The organism is Armatimonadota bacterium (genome assembly GCA_039679645.1).
In the GTDB taxonomy this organism is placed as follows: domain Bacteria; phylum Armatimonadota; class UBA5829; order UBA5829; family UBA5829; genus UBA5829.
Window position 1 is genome coordinate 23,682 of the sequence record JBDKUO010000061.1, and the last position, 25,098, is coordinate 48,779.

At 50.8% G+C, this 25,098-nt stretch carries 19 protein-coding genes; 11 read left to right on the forward strand and 8 right to left on the reverse strand.

From position 1 onward, the window contains the following. Nucleotides 1-286: 286 nt before the first annotated feature. The 3 genes from ABFD83_12530 to ABFD83_12540 all read left to right on the forward strand — a co-directional run bounded on the left by ABFD83_12530 (nt 287) and on the right by ABFD83_12540 (nt 6,082). The gene (locus ABFD83_12530; protein ID MEN6357895.1) at nt 287-3,823 is read left to right on the forward strand and encodes a discoidin domain-containing protein; all 3,537 of its coding nucleotides are present in this window, start codon (nt 287-289) and stop codon (nt 3,821-3,823) included. Nucleotides 3,824-3,984: 161 nt separating this feature from the next. Next, nucleotides 3,985-5,028: a sialidase family protein gene (locus tag ABFD83_12535; GenBank protein ID MEN6357896.1), complete on the forward strand. Its 1,044-nt coding sequence runs from the start codon at nt 3,985-3,987 to the stop codon at nt 5,026-5,028. Between the two features lie 16 nt (nt 5,029-5,044). Then, nucleotides 5,045-6,082, forward strand: a complete 1,038-nt coding sequence (locus ABFD83_12540) for a sialidase family protein (GenBank protein MEN6357897.1) — start codon at nt 5,045-5,047, stop codon at nt 6,080-6,082. 72 nt (nt 6,083-6,154) lie between these two features. On the opposite strand, the gene ABFD83_12545 is transcribed toward ABFD83_12540, so the two are convergent. Then, the gene (locus ABFD83_12545; protein MEN6357898.1) at nt 6,155-6,337 is read right to left on the reverse strand and encodes a zinc-ribbon domain-containing protein; all 183 of its coding nucleotides are present in this window, start codon (nt 6,335-6,337) and stop codon (nt 6,155-6,157) included. 247 nt (nt 6,338-6,584) lie between these two features. Between ABFD83_12545 and ABFD83_12550 the strand changes: the two genes are divergently transcribed. Then, nucleotides 6,585-7,631 carry an Lrp/AsnC family transcriptional regulator gene (locus tag ABFD83_12550; protein MEN6357899.1) on the forward strand — a complete coding sequence of 349 codons (1,047 nt, stop codon included), beginning with the start codon at nt 6,585-6,587 and terminating at the stop codon, nt 7,629-7,631. 23 nt (nt 7,632-7,654) lie between these two features. On the opposite strand, the gene ABFD83_12555 is transcribed toward ABFD83_12550, so the two are convergent. Then, a complete protein-coding gene (locus ABFD83_12555; protein ID MEN6357900.1) occupies nt 7,655-8,257 on the reverse strand; it encodes an IMP cyclohydrolase in 603 nt (200 codons plus the stop codon). A gap of 84 nt (nt 8,258-8,341) precedes the next feature. Next, the gene (locus ABFD83_12560) at nt 8,342-9,238 is read right to left on the reverse strand and encodes a LysR family transcriptional regulator (GenBank protein MEN6357901.1); all 897 of its coding nucleotides are present in this window, start codon (nt 9,236-9,238) and stop codon (nt 8,342-8,344) included. A gap of 264 nt (nt 9,239-9,502) precedes the next feature. Here ABFD83_12560 and ABFD83_12565 point away from each other — a divergent pair, with 264 nt between their 5' ends. Genes ABFD83_12565 through ABFD83_12575 form a run of 3 tightly spaced genes read left to right on the forward strand, consistent with a single transcriptional unit; the run spans nt 9,503 to nt 12,525 of the window. Beyond that, on the forward strand, nt 9,503-10,780 hold the full coding sequence (locus ABFD83_12565; protein ID MEN6357902.1) for an adenylosuccinate synthase: 1,278 nt from the start codon (nt 9,503-9,505) through the stop codon (nt 10,778-10,780). After that, nucleotides 10,780-11,469 (forward strand): HAD-IA family hydrolase, encoded by a 690-nt coding sequence (locus ABFD83_12570; protein MEN6357903.1) that lies wholly within the window; start codon nt 10,780-10,782, stop codon nt 11,467-11,469. Before ABFD83_12565 ends, ABFD83_12570 begins: the two co-directional genes overlap by 1 nt. A 21-nt stretch (nt 11,470-11,490) precedes the next feature. After that, nucleotides 11,491-12,525, forward strand: coding sequence for a bile acid:sodium symporter (locus tag ABFD83_12575; protein MEN6357904.1), 1,035 nt, complete (start codon nt 11,491-11,493; stop codon nt 12,523-12,525). Nucleotides 12,526-12,536: 11 nt separating this feature from the next. Here the strand turns inward: ABFD83_12575 and ABFD83_12580 are convergent, their stop codons facing one another. From ABFD83_12580 to ABFD83_12600, 5 genes are all read right to left on the reverse strand, one after another. Continuing rightward, nucleotides 12,537-13,706: a phosphopentomutase gene (locus ABFD83_12580; protein ID MEN6357905.1), complete on the reverse strand. Its 1,170-nt coding sequence runs from the start codon at nt 13,704-13,706 to the stop codon at nt 12,537-12,539. Nucleotides 13,707-13,767: 61 nt separating this feature from the next. Then, nucleotides 13,768-14,655, reverse strand: coding sequence for a site-specific tyrosine recombinase XerD (xerD, locus tag ABFD83_12585; GenBank protein ID MEN6357906.1), 888 nt, complete (start codon nt 14,653-14,655; stop codon nt 13,768-13,770). After that, nucleotides 14,655-16,307, reverse strand: a complete 1,653-nt coding sequence (locus tag ABFD83_12590; GenBank protein MEN6357907.1) for a glycosyltransferase family 39 protein — start codon at nt 16,305-16,307, stop codon at nt 14,655-14,657. The genes xerD and ABFD83_12590 overlap by 1 nt, the downstream gene beginning before the upstream one ends. 1 nt (nt 16,308) lies before the next feature. Then, nucleotides 16,309-16,878, reverse strand: coding sequence for a DUF5317 family protein (locus tag ABFD83_12595; GenBank protein MEN6357908.1), 570 nt, complete (start codon nt 16,876-16,878; stop codon nt 16,309-16,311). Nucleotides 16,879-16,977: 99 nt separating this feature from the next. Further along, on the reverse strand, nt 16,978-18,756 hold the full coding sequence (locus ABFD83_12600) for a DUF4838 domain-containing protein (GenBank protein ID MEN6357909.1): 1,779 nt from the start codon (nt 18,754-18,756) through the stop codon (nt 16,978-16,980). A gap of 426 nt (nt 18,757-19,182) precedes the next feature. Here ABFD83_12600 and gmk point away from each other — a divergent pair, with 426 nt between their 5' ends. Genes gmk through priA form a run of 4 tightly spaced genes read left to right on the forward strand, consistent with a single transcriptional unit; the run spans nt 19,183 to nt 24,525 of the window. Then, complete coding sequence (gene gmk / locus ABFD83_12605) at nt 19,183-19,734, forward strand: guanylate kinase (GenBank protein MEN6357910.1); 552 nt, start codon at nt 19,183-19,185, stop codon at nt 19,732-19,734. Further along, entirely contained in the window at nt 19,706-20,953 is a 1,248-nt protein-coding gene (gene coaBC, locus ABFD83_12610; GenBank protein ID MEN6357911.1) for a bifunctional phosphopantothenoylcysteine decarboxylase/phosphopantothenate--cysteine ligase CoaBC, read from the forward strand. The genes gmk and coaBC overlap by 29 nt, the downstream gene beginning before the upstream one ends. Before the next feature lie 14 nt (nt 20,954-20,967). After that, nucleotides 20,968-22,098, forward strand: a complete 1,131-nt coding sequence (gene metK, locus ABFD83_12615) for a methionine adenosyltransferase (protein MEN6357912.1) — start codon at nt 20,968-20,970, stop codon at nt 22,096-22,098. 15 nt (nt 22,099-22,113) lie between these two features. Continuing rightward, on the forward strand, nt 22,114-24,525 hold the full coding sequence (gene priA / locus ABFD83_12620; protein MEN6357913.1) for a primosomal protein N': 2,412 nt from the start codon (nt 22,114-22,116) through the stop codon (nt 24,523-24,525). The last annotated feature ends 573 nt before the right edge of the window (nt 24,526-25,098 follow it).

Genomic DNA, 25,098 nt, shown 5'->3' on the forward strand with positions numbered 1-25,098 from the left:
GAGCTAGCGGATGATATATATTATGCACTAGCTCATTGTTAGTGGCCGGAAAAAGTTCGAGGAGCGCCGCCTCGCCCAGGGCGGGGTGGTGTTTCTTGAAAATGGTGCATAGGGTTTCGGAGAAAGCTCAGTGCCAATCAAACACAGGGGGTGAACCGATGCAGATGAACACGCAGCGGAGTCTAGATGTATTGGGGCTAAAGCGGCGTGACAATTGTTTTGGTACTCACACTTACACTCACACTTACACTATATGTATTTGGATTCAGAGAGGAGAGAATTAACAATGCAGAAATCAAGATTGATCGTGTTGTTGGTCGTAGTCAGCATCCTTGCGCTGTCGCTGCCTTCAATGGCGCAGCTCGCATCGGGCAACTGGCCGAGACCTGGACGCGATTACCACAACAGCGGGCTCAGCCCGGCAACAGTTATCGCAAAGCCTGTGCTCAAGTCATGGGCGCCGAAGGCGGTAACAGGCTACAATGCCTCACCTTATTACTGGTTGGACTTTACATTTGATGGGATTCAGATCGACCCGCAGGGCAATCTCTATGTCCAGGGCGATGATGAGTTCTCGGTAATAAAGATAAGTCCTACAGGCACTTATCCATGGGCATCACCCTATGGAGCTTCTATCACAAGCCATAACAACTATTATATGTATTATGGTTTGTCCTTGTTTGACGATGGCGTAAACCAGTATGCCATTGCGGGACCGCAGCAGTGGAAATCCGGCTCATGGGATGACAGAAAAGTATATGCCATAAACCCGAGTACCGGAGCAGCTTCCTGGTCGTCCGGGCTCTTAAATGATTCTTGGTATGTGTCACATACTAACACTGCAAGAACCGGTATGACTACCAATGTTACCACATCAATTGGGCCTGACGGCTCAATCTATACCGGCAACTTCCGAGATTCTTACTTTGACCCAGTCGGTTCAGTATTTGCCCTTGACAAGACTGGCGCTCGAAAGTGGGCTTGGAACCAGTATGGACAGGGCGACACCTATGGTTCCGCTGCAATAAAGCAGTTGAATGGGAAGAACATCATTTATACCGCCAGCGGAATCACTCATAATGATGCCACAGGTGCGTATGCCGGCTATCCGGCAGTCCCGAATATACTAGCTCTCCAGGACGACGGCACTTCGGCCTCTCTGCTTTGGAGCGCGAATATGGGATTTACCACTTCTCAGCCTGTTCTTTCAAGTGACGGTAACACTCTGTATGTGGCGGGTCGCGATACTCGTCCTCTTTCTACTGGCACAGGCGGCATTACAGTCGGCTCATATTGCGACACTTTCTTTGCGTTCGAAGCCGATACAGGCGTTAAGAAATGGTCCCTGAGCACCGGCGCACGCCATGCGTTCTCGCCGACTCTGGGTCCCAACAACATGATATATGTCTGCGGCGGATACTTCAGAACCGCGAATCAGAACCTGGCGGCTACGCCTGATGTTATGCCAACTGCGAATCCCGGTGTGCTCGTCGCCATTAAGGATAACGGTTCAACAGGTGAAGTCAAGTGGTCTCTACCTCTGCCTGACGATGAGACATCAGATACCACACGTGTTGCAGTTATAAGCACTACGCCTACCACTATGTATGTGGCAACCGGTAATGGTAGAGTATACTGCGTCCAGGATATGGGCACTTATGCCAAGATCCTCTGGACTTGGCAGGCATTTTCAACTCGCTGGTGCGGTGTGTGGGGACATGGCTTTACACCGGCCAATATTGTAGTTGCTGATGATGGAACGATCTACACTGGTTGGAAGAACAACTTGTATGCGTTTGAGCCTGGCTATAATGCCGGCAGTCCTGTAGGCATCAGCGGCACCGTCAAGGATGCCGAAGGCAACCCGATTGCAAATGCATGGGTAGCTGCGGTAGCCTCAACATCGGTGTACCCGCTCGCCGATAATGCCAATCGTTTGTGGACAAAGACAAACTCAGACGGCACCTATCAGATAACACCGAATGCCGCCGGAACATACAATGTCGCAGCGGCTGCTCAGGGTTATGAGAGCAGTGCGAATCAGACTGCAGCGTTCACGACTACCACTACCAGCGTTACGGCTGTAGACTTCACTCTCAGCCCTGCGAAGTACAACTGGGCGCTTGGTGCATCCGCATCAGCAACCAGTGTGAATGCTTCATATCCGGCTGCTTTGGCATGCGATGGTGATCTTACAAGCCGCTATGCTTCTACGGCAGCTTCTTCTGCATTGACTATTGATCTTGGTTCAGAGAAGACAATAGCTGAGGCCGTAATTTACTGGTGGTATAACTACGGCAAGGCCTATACGCTGGAATACAGTACTGATGGTACTACCTGGGCTACACCAGTAGCTTATCAAACCACAACCGGTAATGGTGGTTTCCCGCTGGCATTTATTCCGAATGATGCTATTACTAATGGTTACTGTGGTGGTCCTGTAAAAAGCGCTGATGTTATAAAGTTCTCGACGCCAATCGCTGCGCGGTATTGGAAAGTGAACTTTACATCAGTCAAGAACTTCTACGGTGACAGCTACAAGGGTGGCGCAACGGTTTACGGTTCAACTGCCACTTATGCTTCAATCTGGGATGTCGAACTCAGAGACAGCACCAAGGCCGGCGAACCGACTCCTAATACGATTGCATCTGTTAAGGCTGCGGACGATGGTGATGGAGTTGCGGTAAGCAACCTGCGCGTGACTGCTGTCGCGGGTGGCGGTGTACCCACAGACACACTCTTTGTCGAGACCGCGGATCGCACTGCCGGTATCAAGGTTAAATTCACCGGTCTACCGACGACGATCCAGTTTGGTGACAAAGTCGCAGTGGTTGGAAGAGTTGCCACAGATCCTGTTACCACTGAGAGATACATTCAGGCGACTGCTGTTACACGCCTGGATTCAACGGCATGTCCTGCAAATCCGGCACTTGCCGAGCTTAGCATGAATAACAAGGCCGTAGCGGACAGTGTTTCCCAGGGTCTGTTTATCAAGACATGGGGCAAGGTCTCCGACTCTGCAACCGGCAGCTTCAAGATCAGTGATGGTTCCGCTGCTCCGATCAAGGTGCTGTGTGACAGCACCGGTGCGATCAGCCTGCCTGTGAATGACAACTACATCAGAGTTCGTGGTGTTGTGGGCAAGGACGCCGACGGTCCGGTTCTCTATATGAGAAATGAGCGTGCCGACTGGGCTTATGGCTCAGATAATATACAGGCACTGCCGTTTACCGGCAACTCCAAGTATCCGGTTGAGTACCTGGTGCTTGGTCCGTTCACCACTGATCCTGCTCCGACCAATGCTTACGACCTGCTTGGTGTGGACTTCATCGGTGAGACTACCATCGGCACATCAGTTATGCCCGCTGCGGGTCTTGTGACTGCAGGTAAGACTTGGTTTGCTTCTTCTGCGAGCAGCGCTGCTGGCATACTGGACTTCAACAAAGTATTTGGAGTCGTCACTAGCGTTTCAGCAGCATATGCACACTTGTATCTGTGGTCTGAGACAGAGGCGCCTACTGTGGCGATAACGACTGGCTCTGATGACTGGCTGAAGGTATATGTCAATGGATCCCTGCAGTATACGAAGGATGAAACTGCTTATCCTACGGGCCGTGGCGTTACAATCGGTCAGGATGGACCTACAGCCATCACTCTTCATCAGGGACTGAACAGCATACTGTTCAAGGTTGTCAATGGTCAAACTGGCTTTGGTATTAACAGCCAGTTCACTGATGTGGAAACTTATGGAGGCACTGGTTACGGCGGTTACAACCCGTACGCAGCCACTGGCCTGGGCTATTCGCTTAACCCTGGACTGTAAGTTAGACGCAAAACAACAAATGCGGGCAACCGCAAAACTGGTGGGGACAAATTGTCCCCACCAGTTTTTTTGTGGCTGGAAGGACTTAGAAGTCTGTTTACCGAACGAAGTATACAGCGTTACTCTATGCGCGTATTTGTATAATAAGGAGTTAACCTCAAATGTCCCAGACAATCCCGGAGCCAGAATACCAGATCGTGGCTCCATATTCGCCCGAGCATCCGAGAAACGGAGAAGGGGATATCATTGCTCTCAAAGACGGCAGCCTCTTGCTTGCATATGGCAAGTGGAGTGGCGGTGGAGATGACTTCGACTTCGCGGAGGTCTGGAGTAAGACATCGACAGATGGCGGCAGGAAATGGGGCAACGACCGCGTAATTGTCCCGAATGAAGGTAAAGTAACGACATTTTCGACTGGTCTTCTACGGCTGGCAAATGGTGAGATACTAATGTCATCTCTGAGCAAAGACTCAATGGAGGACTGCTCGATTTTCCTGCGGAAGTCCAGTGATGAGTGTAAAACTTGGACTCCTCGCATCAAGTTTGAGACGCCTGAAGGCTACTCCAACTACACAGGCATGAACAACGGCCGCCTAATCCAGCTAAAGAGTGGGCGAATACTTGGCGCAGGCTTTGATGGATGGGTGAATGGTCGTCCATTCATCGCGTTTTCGCTTATATCGGATGATAACGGCGATACATGGCGCGCAAGCAAGAACTATGTCAATATTCTAGATCTTGAGTCCACAAACAAGGATGGTGCACAGGAACCGGGTGTTATAGAGCTTAAAGACGGCAGGATCATGATGTGGATACGTAACAGTCTCGGCTATGTAGCAAAGGCATATTCAACAGATCAGGGCGAGACATGGAGCAAACCGGAACTCATAAAGCAGCTAAAAGCGCCTCTTGCTCCTGCCAGTATCAAGAGACTACCCCAGACCGGCGATCTGCTCATCGTATGGAATAACAATCAAACCGCTCGCCGCCCATTAAACTCAGCAATCTCAAAGGACGATGGCGAAACCTGGGAGAATATTAAAGTTGTCGATGACCATGAAGTAACATCATGGGGATTTGCGTATACCAGTATAACCCCGCTCGATGATATGGTTATCCTCACTTACTGGAATGGCGATGCTTCAAGCTTGAAGATGGCTAGAATCGATTATAGATGGTTTTATCAGCCAGATGGCTGCATATGATAGGAGCTAATTTCAAATGTCCGAGATAATTCCTGATCCTGAATCGCAAATTGTAGCTCCATACTCACCGGAGCATACAAGAAACGGTGAAGCTGATATAATCCAGCTTGAGGACGGCAGCCTTTTACTTGCATATGGTAGGTGGAATGGCGGCCAGGACGACTTCGACTCAGCAGAAGTCTGGTGCAAAACATCGACCGATGGTGGCAAGACATGGGGCAATGACCGCGTACTCGTGTCCAATGAGGGCAAAGTCACGACATTCTCAGTCTCCCTTCTAAGGCTTCAAAGCGGTGAGATATTGATGGCTTACCTGGTGAAGAACTCAACGGATGACTGCTCGATCTTCTTCCGCAAGTCCGCTGATGAGTGCAAAACCTGGAGTCAGCGCATTAAGTATGAGATTCCACCGGAATATTCCGGCTATACTGGTATGAACAACAACCGGTTAATCCAGCTCAAGAGCGGTCGGATTGTTGGAGCTGCATTTGACGGTGCGTATGTCAAGGGCGATCCGATGATTTCCTTCACGATATATTCGGACGATAATGGTGATACGTGGGCCAAGAGCAACGATATAGATATACGCGTGATCGATCCGGCAAACAGGCATGGCGCTCAGGAGCCATGTGTGATCGAGCTGAAGGACGGCCGTATGATGATGATCATACGCAACAATCTGGGCTGTCTCGGGCGGTCCTATTCTACTGACCGGGGTGAAACATGGAGCCGTTTCGAGCAGGTCAAGGAGCTTGAAGCTTCGCTTTCTCCAGCATCTATCGTAAGGCTTCCTCAGACAGGCGATCTGCTGCTTATCTGGAACAACAGTAAGACTATGGATCGGCGACCGCTGACATCGGCTATTTCCAAAGATGATGGCGCCACATGGGAGAATTTTAGGGTAGTCGATGACGGTGAAGTCACTTTTTGGGGCTTTGCATATATAAGCATTACACCGGTTAATGATAAGATTCTGCTCACGTATTGGAACGGTGACGCCGCTAACCTAAAACTGACCTCAATTGACTACAGATGGTTTTACCAGAAAGGCTAAATGTAAAAAAGGTCGTCTCAAGACATTGTTTTGAGACGACCTCTTCGCTTCATACATCAAGTATGAGAGCAACTACCAGCGGCCACCGCCGCCACCGTAGCCACCATCATTCTTCTGGGACTTGCGGATTTCCCTGCAGGACTTGCAGCGAATCGGTTCGCTGAAACCTCGGGACTGGAAGAACTCCTGTTCACCTGCGGTGAAGATGAAGTTCTGACCGCAATCCTTGCACTTGATTTCTTTGTCTTGGGACACTTGTTTACCCCCTGGGTATGTTTTGATGACTTCTGTGGAACGAAAGGACTTTTCGAAATGGGAACCCAAGGACTAAACTTCCCTATTGCCATATCTATGAGCCCAGCTCCCAGGCCCGGTATAAGCCCCGGGTACAGAAGCGTTATCTTATTATAACACGCTATTGCGGTTTTTGGGGATATTTTTTTAGTCGGTGTTGATCAGGTAGAGCGCGCAATCTCAAGGCTGATATGTTATGATGTAACTGATGAAGGCACAAATAGACGATATCGACGCACGCATACTGGACTTGATTCAGAGCGAGTTCCCGCTTGATCCGATGCCGTTCGATGTAATCGGCAGGAGGCTCTCGATCGATTCTGATGATGTGCTCGCGCGGATAGCCCGACTGAAGTCTGATGGCATTATCAGGCAGATAAGCGCGATATTTGACTCTGCCTCGCTGGGTTATCATAGTGCACTTGTCGCATTCAGGGTGTTGTCTGAATTACTTGACCGTGTGGCATCAGAAGTATCCGAGCACGATGGTGTCAGCCACTGCTATTCTCGCGACGCTGATTACAACCTCTGGTTTACACTTACACTCGCTCCCGAATACAATCTCCAGTCTGAAGTTGCTAGGCTTGCCGTGATTGACGGTGTGCTGAGCCATATGCTGCTTCCCACTGTGAGAGTCTTCAAGATAGGTGTCTTTTTGAAAATAAGTGGAGAGGGAAGAGTTGAAGGTGGAGAGCAGACAATGGATGCAGAAAAGCTGACAGCAGCCAGACAAGTTACTCCCTCTCCTGGGGGAGAGGGCCGGGGTGAGGGCGCTCTCCCACTAAACATAGAAAACGCAGAGGTCAAAGCAGCCGTCCGGGCGCTCCAGGCTGACCTGCCGCTTGTTGCGAGACCTTTTTCTGATCTTGCAAACGAATACGGCCTCTCGGAAGACAAGCTTCTAAATATGGCACTGGTGTTTCTTCAAAATGGAGTTATGCGTAGATATTCGGCAGTGCTTCGCCATGGAAGAGCCGGCTACACATTCAATGCAATGATATGCTGGCGTGTTTCGACCGATATGATAAGTGAGGTCGGTGAAAAAATCTCTCAACATTCGAGTGTTAGCCACTGCTATCAGCGCCCTACATATCCTGATTGGCCGTATTCCCTCTATACCATGGTCCACGCTCGATCTCAAGAAGAACTCGACGAAATTATCTCAGACCTTATGCTTAACTCTCTGAACTTTGAGCATTTGGTTCTCAAAACCCTCACTGAGTATAAAAAACAGCGCATTCTCTATTTTCAGTAAGGCCATGATTTGCAATGGACAGATTACTCATGCGGGTTACAAATCGCCAGCTCACCCATCCACGCCGCAGCGCAGATCGGCTTCTCCAAATCCTTGAAGACTCCGCCATCTATGACATATTTCGCGGCGTCACATGCGTTATCGGCGACGAACGGATAGCTCCTGCTCTCAACTCTGTCCATCTCATATGTGCAGATGACATGGCATGAGTTGTCCTCCAGATCAAAACTGGACACTTCTACTCCATCGGCCCGCACGGTTCCTATGTATCCGACTGCGTCAGTCACTACACCCGCGATGCGAGGGGTATTATACTCGTCTTTTTCAAACCCCATCTCAGTGAGCACGGTCTGCAGTGCCACATCGGGCACAATTCCTGCTTCGATCTTTTCGAAAATCGGGTCCGTGTGAGAACCGTTCGATACAACCACACCGTTTTTCGACACTCGAATGCAGTTGTATGCGATATATGGGTTCTTTTTCATATCCTCAGGGTCCAGAGGCTGGATCGCAGTTCCGATGCCTGTGATCCTCGCCACTCTGTTCGGAAATGACCTGGAAGATACCCTGTATGCCACAAACGGCGTATCTGTTTTGCCGACCGCCACTATTCGTCCAACGTACACTTTCATCCTCCTCGAGCTTATAGCAACAGTGCAAAGTGTAGCATCGGGGCCGATACTGTGTCAAATGGTGGCATCTTGGAGGAATCAGATCAGCTTTTTCGGCTTCCGGCCGGCACAAATATCAAGAAATGCCCGCGCGGATGCGCTCAGATAGCGGTCGACGCGATATATGGCCGATGTTTTACGTATCAGTTTTGGCAGGCAGCTTGTCTCAACAGCTATCAGCGCACCTGATGCAATCTCTTCCTCGACTGCACTCGTTGGCAGGAATGATACGCCAAGTCCGGACTCTACGAAACTCTTTATTGCTTCCAGGCTGTCCGATTCCATCTTTATCTTTGGAGTTATGCCGCCATCGGCAAAGACTCTGTCCAGGTAGTCTCTAAAGCCGCTGTTCTTTTGAAATAGTATAAGTGGAGCCTCGCATAGATCATGCGCCGTAATGGAGTCTCTTTTCTCTGTCCAGTTAGGGGATACTACAAGCTGAATACTCTCGTCATAAAGGCCTGTAATCCGCAAATCTGCATGCTCGACGGATGATGTTACAAATCCAAGATCAATCTCCCTGTTGAGAGCCATAGCCGCGACTTCCTTACTGCGACCAGTGCGCACAATCATCTCCACATTGGGGTAGTTCTTTCTGAATATGCCCAGCCACCTCGGCAGGCGAAAGATGCTTGTAGTAACTCCCGCGCCGATTATCAGCGTTCCTGCTTTGCATGAGCCTAGATCGGCTATGACTTGCTTGCACTCATCAAGGATCGACAGAGACTTTCTTGCATAATCCGCCAGAGCATGTCCTGCTTCTGTGAGCTGGACACCACGGCCTGTGCGGTCTAACAGAGATGCTCCAAGCTCCTTTTCGAGCGACTGTATGTGCTGCGTGACGGCGGGCTGGGTGAGAAAAAGCCCCTCAGCGGCGCGAGTGATGCTGCCTTCTTGAGCCACTTTCAGAAAACTGCGTAGTTGAAAAAGTTCCATTGTATTAGCCTGCCTTATGAGAATCATAACAACAATCAATTTGAATTATACCATAATCGGAGGTAGAATACCTTCGTTTGAACCAACCGGGTGTACAAAATCAATTGGGTGCACAAATTAATAGCTGTAGGGGCGAAGCAATTGCCCATCAAATTTGGTTGAGTCATCATATTATGCCGCAAATGCTTCGCCCAAACTAGACGTAGTACTGCTAATTACTCGCCCGAATACGAATGGTACACACCCGAACTAAGGAGCAGCAATATGCCGGTCACAGTAGTAGCTGGAGTTCAATGGGGAGACGAGGGCAAGGGTCGAATAGTCGACTTGATGGCTTCGCAGGCGGATATCGTAATTCGCTGTCAGGGCGGTCCGAATGCCGGGCATACCATCGTCAACGAGTTCGGCAAGTTCGCACTGCATGGAGTCCCCTCGGGAATATTTAACCCAAAGGCTATTTGTATAGTAGGCGCAGGCACTGTAATAAATCCATCGGGTATGGTCGAGGAGCTTAAAACAGTCGCCAAGGCTGGCGCTGATATTAATCGGGTCCTTATATCCGATCGTGCGCATCTGATAATGCCGTATCACAAGCTGATGGACGGCCTTGACGAGCAGCACCGCAAGGGTGGTTCGAAGATAGGCACGACAGGGCAGGGGATCGCGCAGGCATATTCCGATAAGGCCTCTCGCCGTGGGCTGCGCGCCGGTGACCTGCTGGATATGAATGTCTTTAGAGCAAAGCTGGCGGACACGCTCGCATGGCAAAACAGACTTCTGGCAACGTATGATCATCCGTCGATTACTATAGAAGAAGTGCTGGCGCAGGTAGAGGAAGCTGCGGACTTTTTAAGGCCGATGATAGGCGATACCATAAACCCGATCTGTGACGCTCTGGATGCGGGCAAGCAGGTTTTGCTCGAGGGTCAGCTTGGGGTTATGCGCGATCTCGACTGGGGCGCATATCCCTTCGTGACGTCTTCCTGCCCTACACCGGCAGGTATGGTCGCGGGGGCTGGTGTTCCGTCCAGAAGTGTCGAAAGGGTGATTGGCGTGGTGAAAGCCTACACGACTGCGGTCGGCGCGGGACCCTTCCCGACAGAGCTTTTCGACTCAAAGGGCGATGATCTTCGCGAGAAAGGCGGTGAGTTCGGCGCGACGACAGGCAGACCCAGACGGTGCGGCTGGTTCGATGCGGTCGCGGTAAAGTGGGCATGCAGGGTAGCCGGATTTACCGAGTTAGCGCTTACTAAGATCGACGTGCTCGACGGTGAGCCTACACTGCCTATATGCGTAGACTACAAGGACGGCGACAAGACTCTCGACTCATTCCCGACAACCGATGCCATGGCTCGTGTGAAGCCCGTATATAAAGAGATGCCGGGCTGGTCTGAAAAGACCACATCCGCCCGAAAGATGTCCGAACTGCCGAAAGCAGCACAGGAATACGTTGAGGAACTGGAAAGGCTGGCCGGTGTGCCTATATCAATGGTGTCCGTCGGTCCCGAGAGGGATTCAATCATAGAACGCGGGAGGCAGTAGTGAAATACGATGCCGTGATTTTCGATTTGTTCGGGACTCTTGTAGATTACCTGCCGGCCAGTGAGTGGCAGCGTACGCATGAGGAAATAGCCGAGATTTTGTCGGTTGAATATGAGCCGTATAAGCGCGCATGGCGGGAGATCATGCCAAGTAGAGACTTGGGTAAACATGGCGGAATCGAGGGTGATGTCAAGCGGGCATGCGCTCTGCTTGACATCGAGCCGAGCCGCGAACAGATCGACAAGATTATTGATGCCAGGCTGGACTATACTCGTCGAGAGGTTCAGCCAAGATCGGGTGCAATCGAAACGATTAAGTCTTTACGCGATTCGGGCCATAAAGTCGGCTTGATTACGGTCTGTGGAGGCGAGGTTCCTCTGATATGGGAAGAGACCCCGTTCGCGCCGCTGATGGATGATTGCGTGTTCTCATGCCGAGAGGGGATAACCAAGCCGGACCCGCGTATATATCATCTTTCTTGTGAGCGGCTTGATGTGAAGCCTGAGAATTGTCTATATGTGGGTGACGGCAGTTGCCGCGAGCTGACAGGAGCGCTGGAGGTCGGCATGCACCCGGTGCTGATTCAGATGGAGTATGACAGAGACTATGGCGTCAATCGAATTGATGCTACAGAGTGGCGCGGCCCGGTGATAGATTCACTAGATAAGATTCTTGAGTTTGTTGTTTAATCTGAAATGGAGTAATTGACGTTGTCTGCAGAAGTTTTTGTGCATGCGGTATTTCGCAAAACAAAAGTGCCGAGCGCACTGGAGAAATACTGGTATTATGCAGGCATTGTCATTATGTTCCTGGTGGGCTGGCACTGGCCTTCTGTCGGCTTGTGGATGAAGTCGATAAACCTCAGCACATATCTCATTGTGCTTGCATTCTTTCTGAACGGTTTTGCGCTCTCCAGTGATTCACTGCTGGAGAGCATGAGACAGTGGCGGATACTTCTTACTGCCCTGCTCATTACATTCTGCATTTCTCCAGCGCTGGTATATGCTGTGCGGCTCGTTATTCCCGGCGGCGACAGCCTGCTCGCTCATGGATTCCAGATAGTATCGCTGGTGCCGACGCTGTTTGTGTCCGCGGTAGTGCTCACCCGTGTGGCTAGGGGGAATGCGGCTGTGGCTCTTAACCTAACGGTGTCGTCAAATATGTTGGCGATCTTTATCACCCCGATTATTGTGAGGCTCACACTGGGCGCAAGTAGTTCTCACTTGAACCCGACATCGATGATCGGGAGTATGATGCTGACAGTGCTTCTGCCAACAATAGCCGGTCAACTGGCTCGCAAACGCTGGGAAGTCTGGGCAGAAAGGCACGCCAAACTCATTACAGTCGCATCACAGTGCACTATCCTGCTCTTTATAGTAACAGGCATTTCCGCCCTGCCTCGATCCGTGATCTCTCCATCAGTGCTCACGGCAGCAGTAATTGGGTGTGTCGCGCTGCATGCCGTTCTTTTGCTGATAGGCAGGTTCGGTGGAATATTGATCGGAATTGACGAGCCGGAAAAGCGCGCACTGACCTTCTGCAGCGCACAAAAATCATTCGTATTTAACGTGCTGCTGTGCGAACACATCTTTGCGGGAAACAGCGCCTCATTCGGAATGGCTATATTGCCGGGGATTGTGTATTACCTGCTGGTGCTCACGGTAGACAGTGTTATAGCGCAGTGGTGGAACACGCATGTCGTTGAGGAAGAAGAGGTGTGCGTGGACCTTCTCATCGATGATTGACTCTCTATCGATCACAAACAATTATAGAACGAAGTGCCTGGCAGATCGTATTCAATGGAGAGAACATCGGCTATCGTTGCAGACAAATCGCAAAAACATGACCTGATCCCCAGATCGACTCCACATGCGATTTGCTTTCCGTAGACCAGCAGAGGTACGTATTCGCGTGTGTGGTCAGTGCTTGGAGTCGTTGGGTCGCAGCCATGGTCGGCTGTTATGAACAGCAAATCATCGTCGGCCATTGCGCCCATGATCGAAGGCAGCGCTGCATCGAATTCGACCAGGGCACCTGCATAGCCTTTTGGATTGTTGCGGTGACCGTAGACCATATCGAAGTCCACCAGGTTTGTAAATACAAGCGAGCCTTCGCCTCCGGCAATTGCGGCAATTATCGCGCCGATACCCTCGTGGTTATTGCCTGTGTGGATAGTCGTGCTGATCCCTCTGCCTGCATATATGTCATTGATCTTGCCGATAGCAATGACGCTGCCTCCAGCTTTTGTGATCAGATCGAGCAATGTCAAGCTGGGCGGTTCCAGAGAGAAATCTTTACGGCGCTCGGTACGTGTGAATGACCCCGGTTCACCCGTAAACGGCCTGGCTATTACTCGTTGGACATTATGTGGCGCTATAAGCATATCTCGCGCTATCCGGCACCATTCGTAGAGTTGATTAACAGGAACCACATCTTCATGGCAGGCGATTTGAAAGACGCTGTCTGCCGAGGTATATACAATCGGCCAACCTGTGCGCATGTGCTCTTCGCCGAGTTCTTTGATTATCTCAGTGCCGGACGCCGCCTTGTTTCCGAGTATTCCACGCCCTGTTTTGGAGATGAACTCATTAACTACATCATCAGGAAAACCGTGTGGGTAAACCGGAAAAGCGCGCTCGGTCACAATTCCCATCATCTCCCAGTGGCCGGTGGTTGTGTCCTTGCCTTGTGACACTTCGGCCATCTTACCAAAGCATCCGGCTGGCTCTTTTGCAGGCTCGACACCCATTATAGGCGCAATGTTTCCAAGACCGAGCCTGGCCAGGTTCGGGAGCTTTAGCCCACCCACGGAATCGGCAATATGTCCCAGAGTATTGCACCCCGCATCGCCATACTCCGCGGCGTCAGGCAGTGCGCCTATGCCGACAGAATCGAGGACTATTATAATGCAGCGATTGATTGTCATTAATTAACCTCACTGAAGATCAGAGTCAGCCATTTCACTTCCAACTCAAAATATTGTATTTTCACGCTCGCGGGTGTGTCTCTTTATACACCTCACGCAGGTGATCGCGAGTTACATGAGTGTAGACCTGTGTAGTCGCAATACTGGCATGGCCGAGCATCTCCTGGACACTGCGTAGATCAGCTCCACGTTCGATCAGATGAGTAGCGAATGAATGCCTGAGCATGTGAGGCGTTATAGACTTGGTAATACCCGCCTTCGCGGCATATTTCTTGATGATCTTCCAGAACATAACGCGCGACATAGGTCTGCCCTGAATAGACAGAAATAGATATTCTGATCGATTTATGCCGGCAAGCCTGCCGCGCACGCGGTCGACATAAGCGCCGATATACTCGCCCGCAATCTCGCCTATCGGGACGACACGTTCCTTGTTGCCCTTTCCCAGACACTTGAGAAAACCCATCCGCGGGTTTACATCCTCTGCTTTAAGAGAAATAAGCTCGGATACGCGCAGGCCGCTGGCGTATAGAGTCTCGAACATCGCTTTATCGCGCAGACCCAGATCATCATGTATATCGGGCGAATCAAGCAGGCGGGTCAGTTCATCCACGTCTAGAAATTTTGGAAGACGGCGAGGAGGCCTGTGTGTATCGAACGCACGGAGCGGACTCTTCTCTATAATGCGTTCTGCACAAAGATACTTAATAAAGCCCCGGATAGACGACACTTTGCGTGCAGTGCTGGTAGAGGCGTATTTTTCTTTACTCAGCAGGTCGAGAAAAGCTACCATGCAGTTGTTATCTATTTTGCCGGGCTCTGTTATATTCCGCTTTTGAAGGAATGATGCGAACTGAGACAGATCACGCCCATATGATGCCACCGTATTGGCTGACAAACCCCGTTCTACTGCGATATAGTCCAGAAACCTTTGAATGTGAAAATCAATCATTTCTTACGCTCGTATATCGTGATCTCGGGGCTCACATAGCGCATGTCGTGCGGGAGGTTTTCTGTATAAAGTTCCAAACCATCCCACATTCCGCCATAAGCTGCACGCATGGCATAGTGGTCCTTAATCATCTTAAGATCGGCAAGTGTGCTCTCGACCTGTGCCATTTGATCCTTGGTGAGATTCTTATTGTTGCGCAGGCGTAAGGCGTCGCGCGTCTCATATTCTGAGACAATTACCCAATCAGGTGCGCTCTGAGAATACCATTCGCCCGGCTTGTTATAGCCGGAGAATACAACGATATTATACGGCGTTTTGGTGATTGCTGCTTCCCGCTGCGGCAGAGTGCCGAAGCCGAAGTCTTTAGTTAGAGGCGGGCTATAAAACCATGGCATGTCAATCATGCCGATACTCGATTGTTTGGGCACATGATTAAATATCCATCTCGCTGCACAATCTTGCGGGGTCGGTAATACAAATAGTATATCGAGAAGCGTACTGAAGAGTAGAGCATAAAATATAGCGCCAACGCAGAATGCTCCACATATCCATCGGCCGACATTCAGCAGTGGATTTCCCTTCAGACCATCCCACCATCGGCACATCAGCCATCCGCACAATATAGCAATCGCAGGGTACATAGGCAGAGTGTATCGAGCGAACCTGACTTGAGAGAGCGAGATAAGTGCATAATACGGGACCGCGAAGGCAAGTACTATCAATGCCTGCTTATCGCGCTTTGCTATCGCCGCAATTATTGCAATCAGAAAAGCCAGTGCCAATGGCGGCCCGAGGCCGGAGATGAGAGAATTGGTAAACGTGTATATAAACCCATTGCCCGTCCCGGCGAAAACCAGCCCATGTCCGCTGCTCACGTGCTTCATCTCATAGGTCAGGCCATGAATGAACTCGTTTGTATGCAAAATACAGCCGGGTGTCGAAATTAGAAATGTAGCAATAACACATCCCAAAGATGCCCAGAGCTTGCCCGAAAGAATTGATGACCGGTTTAACTTTGCGCGAAGGAAATGGGCTGTGATTACAGAGAAAACCACTATTACGGCGTTATACTTGGTCCCTGCGGCAAGACCGGTCATAATACCGGCCCATATATAATCACGCCAGTTGCCGCGCTTGTAGACCAGAGCGGCGTATCCTAGTGATAGCGCTATAAATAATGTACTGGGGACATCTACCGTGGCAAAGTGAGAGTGCTGAACATGCAGAGGCGCAACAGAAATTATAAGCGCTGCCAGCAGGCCCTGCGCCTTGCCGAAAAACTCACGGCCTGCCCAGTATGTGGCAGCCACAGCGCCGACAGCCATGGTAACGGTTATTGCACGGGCTGATAGATAAACTCCGTCAGGGCTGTTTGACAGTCCGTATGCGATCGTAACCGCAATTGCAATAGTGCATAGATATATATAGAGAGAGGGGTAATTATAGAGCTTCGTGTCCAGTGAACGGTTTAGATATACAAAAAACGCTGCACCCAGGATCAGGAATTCGTCGGGGTGGTATGAGTAAGAGTGCAGTTCGTTCGGCAGACCCCATCTGAGACCGACCAGCCTCAGCGCAGCCGCCAATATCAGAATGCACGCGAGAGGTAACAGCGTGCGCCAATTGTCTCGAACAGATCTGACACTCAATCTATGCCTCGGCAGGCGTCTTGGTCTCTTTTGGAGATGGCGCGCGCATTCCTACTATTATCGCCACGACGATCCCGAGTGTTATCAATATATCGCCTATGCTGCAGATTTCAGGCAGCAGCGCGTAAGGCCATCGCATAGGTATGATATCGCACAAGAAGGCCAGCCTTGTGCCTGCGTCCATCAAGGAGTTATGAATGGGCATGGTTGCGGCTTTCTTGCCGAAGACAAATGCGACTGCGCGTGCAGAAGCAGGCATCAGTCCGCCGTTGACACTCAGAGCCAGGAGGTTGGTTACCATACCCACGATGACCAGCCTTGCTCCAGCTATCCGCAAATTAGCCAACACAAAGCCTAAAAATGCGAACTTCTCTGCCATCTGGACTATTCCCGCGAGCCAGTGCATTTCCTTGAGTGTGGGGGAGAATCGAAATGCCCATGAAGTAAAGCTCAGCGCTACAGCCAGAATCAGCACCCAACCGCATCGAATCCGTAGATCGGCAAGTCTGTCCAGTTTGCCGCCTGAAAGCCAAGCTATAATCAAACCTATTATCAGCAGTTCCGGTAACAATGCATCCCTCCATGTGAGCAGTATTTAATGCTCTTAGCTCTCAGTTTGTATCCCTCCAAGCGTGATTATGATACCTGGAGGGATACGAAAATGCAACTGCTATTGTTTGTTAATCAAAGCTTTGGTATCAGCAACCCACTTATCATTCGGTCTCCATTCGTTGATCCTTGTTACACCGAAAGAACTGCACTCTTCGATGAACTCATCAACTTTTTTCTCATACTCGGTTTTGTTACCTTTGATCTCTTTGCGCATGATCGGCTGCATAAGCTTTACATACTTGAGAGGCAGGCACGCCTGCTTAACTCTGTATAAGATATCTGGAGAATCTGCAACAGCAATAGCGCTATTCATTATCGTGTCGAGCTTGGCAATGATATCCGGCGATACATATTGAGAATTGGGGTCAGACCAAATCCGCATGTGTATATTGTCGTTGGTCACCTTGTCCTCAAGAGTCTGGATGTACTCATAGATATATTTGCCGGACTTGCCGTAATAATCATCGCAAAACTCTCTCATGACTGCGTCACCGTCTATATCAGGGTTCCATGATATCTTGGCAAGCAGATAGGAGCGCAGTTCGCCCAATTCAGAAATGCCGCCGTTATAATTGCCCTCCCAGAAAATACCTTTGACGCCATATTTTTTGTAGAGCTTGGCTGTGTCCATGAGCTGTCGGTAGTCCGGGAAAGGCATCAGATAGTGCGAGAAATCGGTGTTGTAATGCCAGATGTACAAATTATTCGTGATCTGCGACCATGCCTTGAGGTTGTCCATATAGTCCACATTGGACTTGAAGTCACAAGTTTCGTATGGATGTGCCTCACAGCAATATATCGGGCAGAGCCTTACCCGAACATTAGGCAGGGGTTTGGTGATCTTGCACGGTTTTTCAGTCCACATATATGCCAATGTGTCGACCAACTTGTCGGGGTAGACCTTGGCGGTCTCGGCGGCGATCGCATTCACAAATCTAAGCAGCAGACCTGACGGACTGCCTTCTTCCTCTTCGATAGCTTTGCACGCAGGGCATTCACACCTGTTCTGGCAGTCATTTTGCGATACTGAGTAAATCTTAGCCTCAGGATGATCACGCATCCAGTCGAGGACTGTCTGAGTTGCGATCTTGACCACTTCAGGGTTCGACATACAAAGCTGCGTAGGCTGCTTCACACGCTCGCCCTTGACCATCGAGTAATATTCCGGGTGAGTGTCCCAATAAATCTCCCCCGGCACGAGTTGATAAAACGAATGCACGAACGGATAATAGAACACACCCAAGCCGCGCTTAGCATCGAGACCGGCAGAATTGCTGTTGCAGCGGTTGCGCGCTGCGTAATCGGGCTGCATCGCTTCTCTGATGAGCACCTCACGATATTCAAAAGCCGGTTTTTCTTTTGTATCGATATTGCCGAGGGTTATGTCGGATTTCTTCGGCACTTTGTTCACGGTGTTGGTAAGAAATCTGCACCCGAGCGATTCAAGAAAGCTATGAACGCCATACATAGTGCCGCGAAGTTTGCCACCTGCAATTACAATTCGGTCGCCGACTGTCTTGATTATAAATCCCTCATCACCAAGGTCATTGAAATCGATGTTGACGCCAAGAGACTTCAGCGCCTCGCAGTTGCCGAGCAAAATCGCTTTCTCGGGGACGTTCTCACCGTCCGGCGCATAAGACAGCACAACTCCCGACATCTGCCTCATAAAGAGCTTGAGTTCACTTGCCGCCCAGTGTTCGGATGGCGATGCGTCCTTGGCCAAAACGATGCAGTACTTTGTCCTGCCGTCCTTGACAAGTTCGATATCCGCGCTTGCCTGCACGGCAGCCGCTGTAAGAAACAAAGCCGCCGTGATGAATGGAAATACTCTCATTTCTCACTTCTCCAATTCCGACTTATTGTCTGACTTTGTAATGTAAACTGGTGGTTTATACCTCGCCGAAAATACGCGCACCACCAATGTATTAGGCTTGCCGAACGCAAGCTCCTTTTCCGAACCATAGCAAAATGGCTTTCTATATCACCTCCGGTGTCATTTTTTATTTACCACGACTGTATCAGTCTGATAATCATACCAATAATATCTCGAATTATCATCAATCAATACATATAACTCATTGTATCATATGCATGAGCTGTTTTTGCAAATTTGCAGAAGATTTGGGCTGACCGATACTCTTGCGTGCGTTGACACCTTGCAGCCGCCGTGCTATACTCTGTTAAATTATGATGAGGTATTGGCGCGAGGAGTATGATGCGGTCTTGGGAGAGGCATATACGGAAAGAGGGGCTGTTGATAGTGCTCTCCGGCCCGTCGGGTGTAGGAAAAGACGCCGTATTGCTTGAGCTGGCCGAAATTTACTCCAACTTCAGCCGGTGTGTGACTACCACCACACGTGAGCCAAGAGAGAGCGAAGTCGACGGCATAGACTACACTTTTATATCTGTCAATGAGTTTCGCCGCCGCGCCGATACGGGCGATTTTTTGGAGTATGCAAATGTTCACGGCAATCTGTACGGCACTCCTCGCAAATGGGTTGAGCAGCGGCTTGCCGAGGGTGTGGATGTTATCCTCAAGATAGATGTTCAGGGCGGCCTCGCAGTAAAAAAACAAATGCCCTCTGCGGTGATGATTTTCCTTACCCCGCCATCTATTGAAGAGTTGGAGAAAAGGCTTCGAGGCCGGCTTACCGAATCTGAAAACGACCTTACAAAACGTCTGTTAAATGCGCGCAGGGAACTTGATCAGATCCCGCATTATGAATATATTATCGAAAATGACTCTCTGGCTAAGACGGCTCAGGAGTTGAAGGCGGTAATCATTGCAGAACACTGCAGAATCAAACAATAACGGACATAAAGCCCCGCTTGCCGGCAAAAAGATAATCCTTGGAGTGACTGGCGGCATAGCTGCATATAAGTCTGCATACCTTGCGAGCGCGCTCGTCCAATGCGGCGCTGATGTGCATGTAGTAATGACCGAGCATGCAAAGAATCTTATCGGTGCGCCTACATTCTGGTCGCTGACCAAAAACCCTGTTTTATGCGGTCTGTTTGATGAGCCTGACAAACCCGAGATCAAACACGTCTCACTCACCGTAGGCGCTGACTTGCTGCTGATAGCGCCTGCTACGGCAAACATCATAGGCAAGATGGCCAATGGTATTGCAGACGATATGCTTTCCACAATGGCTCTTGCGGTCAGGTGTCCGGTTATAATCGCCCCTGCGATGAACGTGAATATGTATACGAACCCGATTGTGGTTGCCAATATCGACCGTCTGCGGCAGTATGAATACATCGTTATGGAACCCGAAGAAGGCATGCTCGCATGCGGTGACGAAGGCATTGGGCGCTTGGTCGACCCGGATAAGATCGTGCGGCGAGTGGAAGAGGTTCTTACAGGCGGCAGGAGGGACTACTCGATGGTCAATCTCATGGTGACTGCCGGACCGACTCAGGAACCTATTGACCCCGTCAGGTTCATTACAAACCGTTCCTCGGGGAAGATGGGCTACGCGATTGCCGAGATGGCGGCGAAGCGAGGCGCTAACGTGACCCTGGTCAGTGGTCCTACCGATCTGCTCGTGCCGGATGGAGTCGAGATGGTAAGTGTAACCACTGTGCACGAAATGCACGATGCTGTGGTGACGCGTTTACAAGAAATCAATGTCATGGTATCGGCAGCCGCTCCTGCTGACTTCACGCCGGCTCAGGTCCACGAACAGAAAGTAAAAAAGTCGGCAAAATGGACTCTTGAGCTGGATAAAGCGGATGATATCCTCGAGGAAGTCGGGCACAAGAAGGGCAGGATGATACTTGTGGGCTTTGCCGCCGAGACAGAGAACATTGAAGAGCATGCCAGGGGCAAACTGGAACGCAAAAACTTGGATTTGATCGTGGCAAATGATGTTTCGCCGGGCAGTGACGTGTTCGGAAGTGATACGAACCAGGTCACGTTATACTCACGAACCGGTGATAAAGTGTCATGGCCCAGAATGTCGAAACGGGAAGTCGCGAATGCGATTCTCGATTATGTAAAAAATCATTTCTTGGAGGAATTACATTGAGTTCTCAAGCGCACATGTTCACCTCGGAATCGGTCACCGAGGGACATCCGGACAAAATGGCCGATCAGATTTCAGATGCCGTGCTTGATGCGATCATGGAACAGGATCCTATGGGCAGAGTTGCGTGTGAGGCTCTACTTACAACAGGTATGGTGTTGGTCGCGGGTGAGATCACAACTCGCGCATATGTCGATATTCCAGGAATTGTACGCCGAACGATCGAGCAGATCGGTTACTCACGGGCGAAATACGGGTTCGACTTCGAGACTTGCGGCGTGCTGACGGCTATTCAGTCTCAGTCACCGGACATCGCGATGGGTGTCGATACAGGCGGCGCGGGAGACCAGGGCATGATGTTCGGATTTGCCTGTGACGAGACTCCCGAGCTTATGCCTATGCCGATTATGCTTGCCCACAAAATGGCGCGGAGGCTCACTGCTGTCCGCAAGGACGGCCAGATCGGCTACCTTCGCCCGGACGGCAAGACTCAGGTGACCGTGCAGTATGAGGGCGGCAGGCCGGTCCGCATCGACAAGGTCGTCGTTTCTACTCAGCACCAGCCGAATATTCCTCAGAGCACAATCCGAGCGGACATGATCGAGCATGTAATCAAACCGATCCTGCCGCCTGAGATGATCGATGACAAGATCGAGTTTTTCGTAAATCCGACCGGTGTCTTCTCCGTTGGCGGACCGCAGGGCGATACGGGCCTTACAGGTCGCAAGATCATTGTTGACACCTACGGCGGCATGGCAAAGCACGGTGGCGGCGCTTTCTCCGGCAAGGACCCGACCAAGGTTGACCGTTCGGCAGCCTATATGATGCGCTATGTGGCAAAGAATGTGGTTGCTGCGGGGCTTGCCAAGAAGTGCGAAGTCCAGGTTGCCTACGCAATTGGTAAGGCTGAGCCGATGGGGATCATGGTCGACACATGGCGGACGAATGCCATACCTGAGGACAAGATTGCTGATCTTATCCTAAAATACTTCGATCTTACGCCTCGCGGGATCATCGACAGGCTCAACCTCAGACGGCCTATTTATAAGCAGACGGCAGCTTACGGCCACTTTGGCCGCACGGACCTCGACGTGCCGTGGGAAGAGACCGACATGGTCGATCTATTGAAGAAAGAAGCCGGTATCTAGTTGTATGCAAGGGTTTTGGTGGACACAGGGGCATCCAGCCCGCTCGATTCACTGACCTATGAGATACCTGATGGCCTGATGAATACTGTCGGTGTCGGCTCATGTGTGCTGGCGCCGATAGGCTCTCGTCAGGCCATTGGCTATATAATAGGATTGGAACGGACTTCTGATGTTGAGAAGACACGCCCGATCATAGCAGAGATAGACGGCCCTGTTCATCTTTCATCTGATATGCTCGACCTTGCGCGGTGGATATCCGAGCAGTATATATGTTCGCTGCCCAGGGTCGTAAGCGCAATGCTTCCCGGCGGGATGCAGTATAAAGCTCAGGCGAAGGTTATTTTAACCGCATCGTCCCAGACTCATCCGCATCTTACTCCCTCCGAAACGCGCCTGATGCAGAAGATTGAGACAATGGGCGATGAACCCACAGTCGAGAGCCTCTACAATGACGATGATAAATCTTCAGTCCAACGACTGCTCAGACAGCTCGAATCCAAGGGCGCAATCAAGCGAGAGTGGCGCCTTATCGCTCCTACAGGCAAGCCGCGTGTTATGCGCGGAGTGAGAGTTAGTGGAAAGTTGAGAGTGGAGAGTGGAGAGTCGGATATCAGCCTGACGAAGAAGCAGTCAGAGCTGCTGGAACTTATAAAGGGACTGGACCGTGATATATCAGTAGCCGAGCTTACGCAGAGATACGGCGCGTCGGCGGCTGTAGTTGCTGCTCTTGAGAAGAAAGGCTGCCTGGAACGTACAGAGATGACTTTTCGGCGCGCGCCCGCATTCTCCAAAGTCGAGCAGGTGCGTGTCAATCTTAGCGAGGAGCAGAAGGCTGCCGTCGATGAGATCACTCGCGCAATCGACTCATCTACATTCAACCCGTTTTTGCTATTTGGAGTTACCGCGAGCGGTAAGACAGAGGTCTATCTGCGGTGCATTGAGCGCGTGCTGGCTATGAACCGCACCAGTCTGGTCTTGCTTCCTGAGATAGCTCTCACCACGCAGGTTATGAACATATTCAAGAGCCGGTTCGGCGACCGGGTGGCTGTGCTGCACAGTGCGCTATCCGCTGGTGAGAGGTTCGATGAATGGGCGCGCATCGAATCAGGCGAGGCGCGGGTTGTGCTGGGCGCAAGGTCTGCTGTCTTTGCACCGCTTACTGACCTTGGACTGGTGATAGTAGACGAGGAGCATGAGCCAAGCTATAAGCAGGACAATCCTCCGCGTTATAACGGTCGTGACGTTGCCATACGCCGCGCCAACCAGGCCGGAGCTGCGCTTGTTTTGGGCAGTGCGACGCCGAGCATAGAGACATTCACCCTCGCACGAAATGAGCACTACAGGCTCCTTACGATGCCCAGCCGAATAGAGAACCGCCCGATGCCCACGGTCCATATCGCCGATCTGCGCGAGGAGTATTCCAAGGGCAAGCTCACAATATTCAGCACCCGTCTTGAAGAAGCTATAAAAGAACGTTTGGCTCGCGGTGAGCAGGTGATGCTCTTTCAGAACAGGCGCGCATATTCGACTTTTCTACTGTGCCGTGACTGCGGATACGTGGAGCGATGCCCAAACTGCGCGGTCTCTCTAAAGTTTCATGCGGCTGCTAAGAAGCTTAGTTGTCACCACTGCGATTTTGAGATGCCCGCGCCGGATAAGTGCCCGAAGTGTGAAAGCATCAGGATTGGTCGGTTCGGGATAGGAACGGAACGCGTTGAAGAAGAGGTCAAGAAGACTTTTCCCGGCGCTCGCGTGCTCAGGATGGACCGTGACACAACTGCGCGCAAGGGCGCGCACGGCTCGATTCTAGCCACGTTCAGGGCAGGTGAGGCTGATATACTCGTCGGCACTCAGATGATCGCAAAAGGTCTGGACTTCCCGAACGTGACTCTGGTCGGTGTGATAAGTGCGGACACATCTCTCAATCTGCCTGATTTCAGGGCGTCCGAGCGCACATATCAGCTCGTCTCGCAGGTGGCGGGCAGGTCGGGCAGGGGAAAGCGGCCCGGTGAGGTCGTGATCCAGACATTTGACCCGGAGCAATATGCCATCAAGTGTGCAGTCACGCACGATTACACTGCTTTTTATGAGATAGAACTGGAAAACAGGCGCGAACTGGGTTACCCGCCATTCGGCTCATTAGTCAATATTCTCTCTCGTGATAAGGATGACAATGAAGCCAAGGTGAGACTAGAACGGCTCCTCGCTGCGATCAAGTCAGGCAAGATGGCTGAGCGAATGGGAATCAGGATACTGGGGCCTCAGCAGGCGGTGCTCTCTAAGTTGCGCGGTGAGTATCGCTGGCACATGGTGCTGCGTTCGGCAGACCGTCAAAAGATGCTCGATCTGTTGAATGCGACATTCGAGTCTAGTCCTGCTCTGCGCAGGCAAATTAGTGTGGATGTAGACCCTATCTCGATGCTCTGAGACTTCTGGAGGGTGGAGAGTTGAAAGCTGAAAGTAGAAAAGCAGAATGCGAATGAAACAACTGCAGACGTAGTCTCAGCGGCTCGAACATGTAGCATATCTAACTGATGAAAACAATAATCTTTATAAATGGACCCAACGGTGTCGGAAAGTCCACAGTCTGTGCGGCGTTATTAAGGCGGCTGCCTCATACGAGCTGGCTTGAGAGTGAATGGTGCAGGTGTATTAATCCGTTTGACTTAACGCCGGAGATTGCAGCGATGACTGAAGACAATATGTCAACGCTGCTGAGAAACTATCTCCAGTGCAGTCTTGTGGACTATGTTATCTTTAGTTATGGCCTTCATGGGCCAAGGAAACGTATCTTCGACAATGTAATCAGCAATCTTCAGGATATATCGTTTCACCTATTGCCGATTACACTTGTTTGCAGCGAAGAAGAGAATGTATGGCGGATGATTCAAGACGGAAGAAATGACGAGAGAATACAAAGGGGTTTGCAAACACGTCATCTATATGAGAATTTGAGAAATCCGGTAATTGATACGACGCAACTATCGGTTGAGGAGACAG

Excerpts from the sequence above, each read along its gene's own strand:
- ABFD83_12530 (MEN6357895.1), top strand. The coding sequence starts at position 287 with ATGCAGAAATCAAGATTGATCGTGTTGTTGGTCGTAGTCAGCATCCTT.
- ABFD83_12535 (MEN6357896.1), top strand. The coding sequence starts at position 3,985 with ATGTCCCAGACAATCCCGGAGCCAGAATACCAGATCGTGGCTCCATAT.
- ABFD83_12540 (MEN6357897.1), top strand. The coding sequence starts at position 5,045 with ATGTCCGAGATAATTCCTGATCCTGAATCGCAAATTGTAGCTCCATAC.
- ABFD83_12550 (MEN6357899.1), top strand. The coding sequence starts at position 6,585 with ATGAAGGCACAAATAGACGATATCGACGCACGCATACTGGACTTGATT.
- ABFD83_12560 (MEN6357901.1), bottom strand. The coding sequence starts at position 9,238 with ATGGAACTTTTTCAACTACGCAGTTTTCTGAAAGTGGCTCAAGAAGGC.
- ABFD83_12565 (MEN6357902.1), top strand. The coding sequence starts at position 9,503 with ATGCCGGTCACAGTAGTAGCTGGAGTTCAATGGGGAGACGAGGGCAAG.
- ABFD83_12580 (MEN6357905.1), bottom strand. The coding sequence starts at position 13,706 with ATGACAATCAATCGCTGCATTATAATAGTCCTCGATTCTGTCGGCATA.
- ABFD83_12600 (MEN6357909.1), bottom strand. The coding sequence starts at position 18,756 with ATGAGAGTATTTCCATTCATCACGGCGGCTTTGTTTCTTACAGCGGCT.
- metK (MEN6357912.1), top strand. The coding sequence starts at position 20,968 with ATGTTCACCTCGGAATCGGTCACCGAGGGACATCCGGACAAAATGGCC.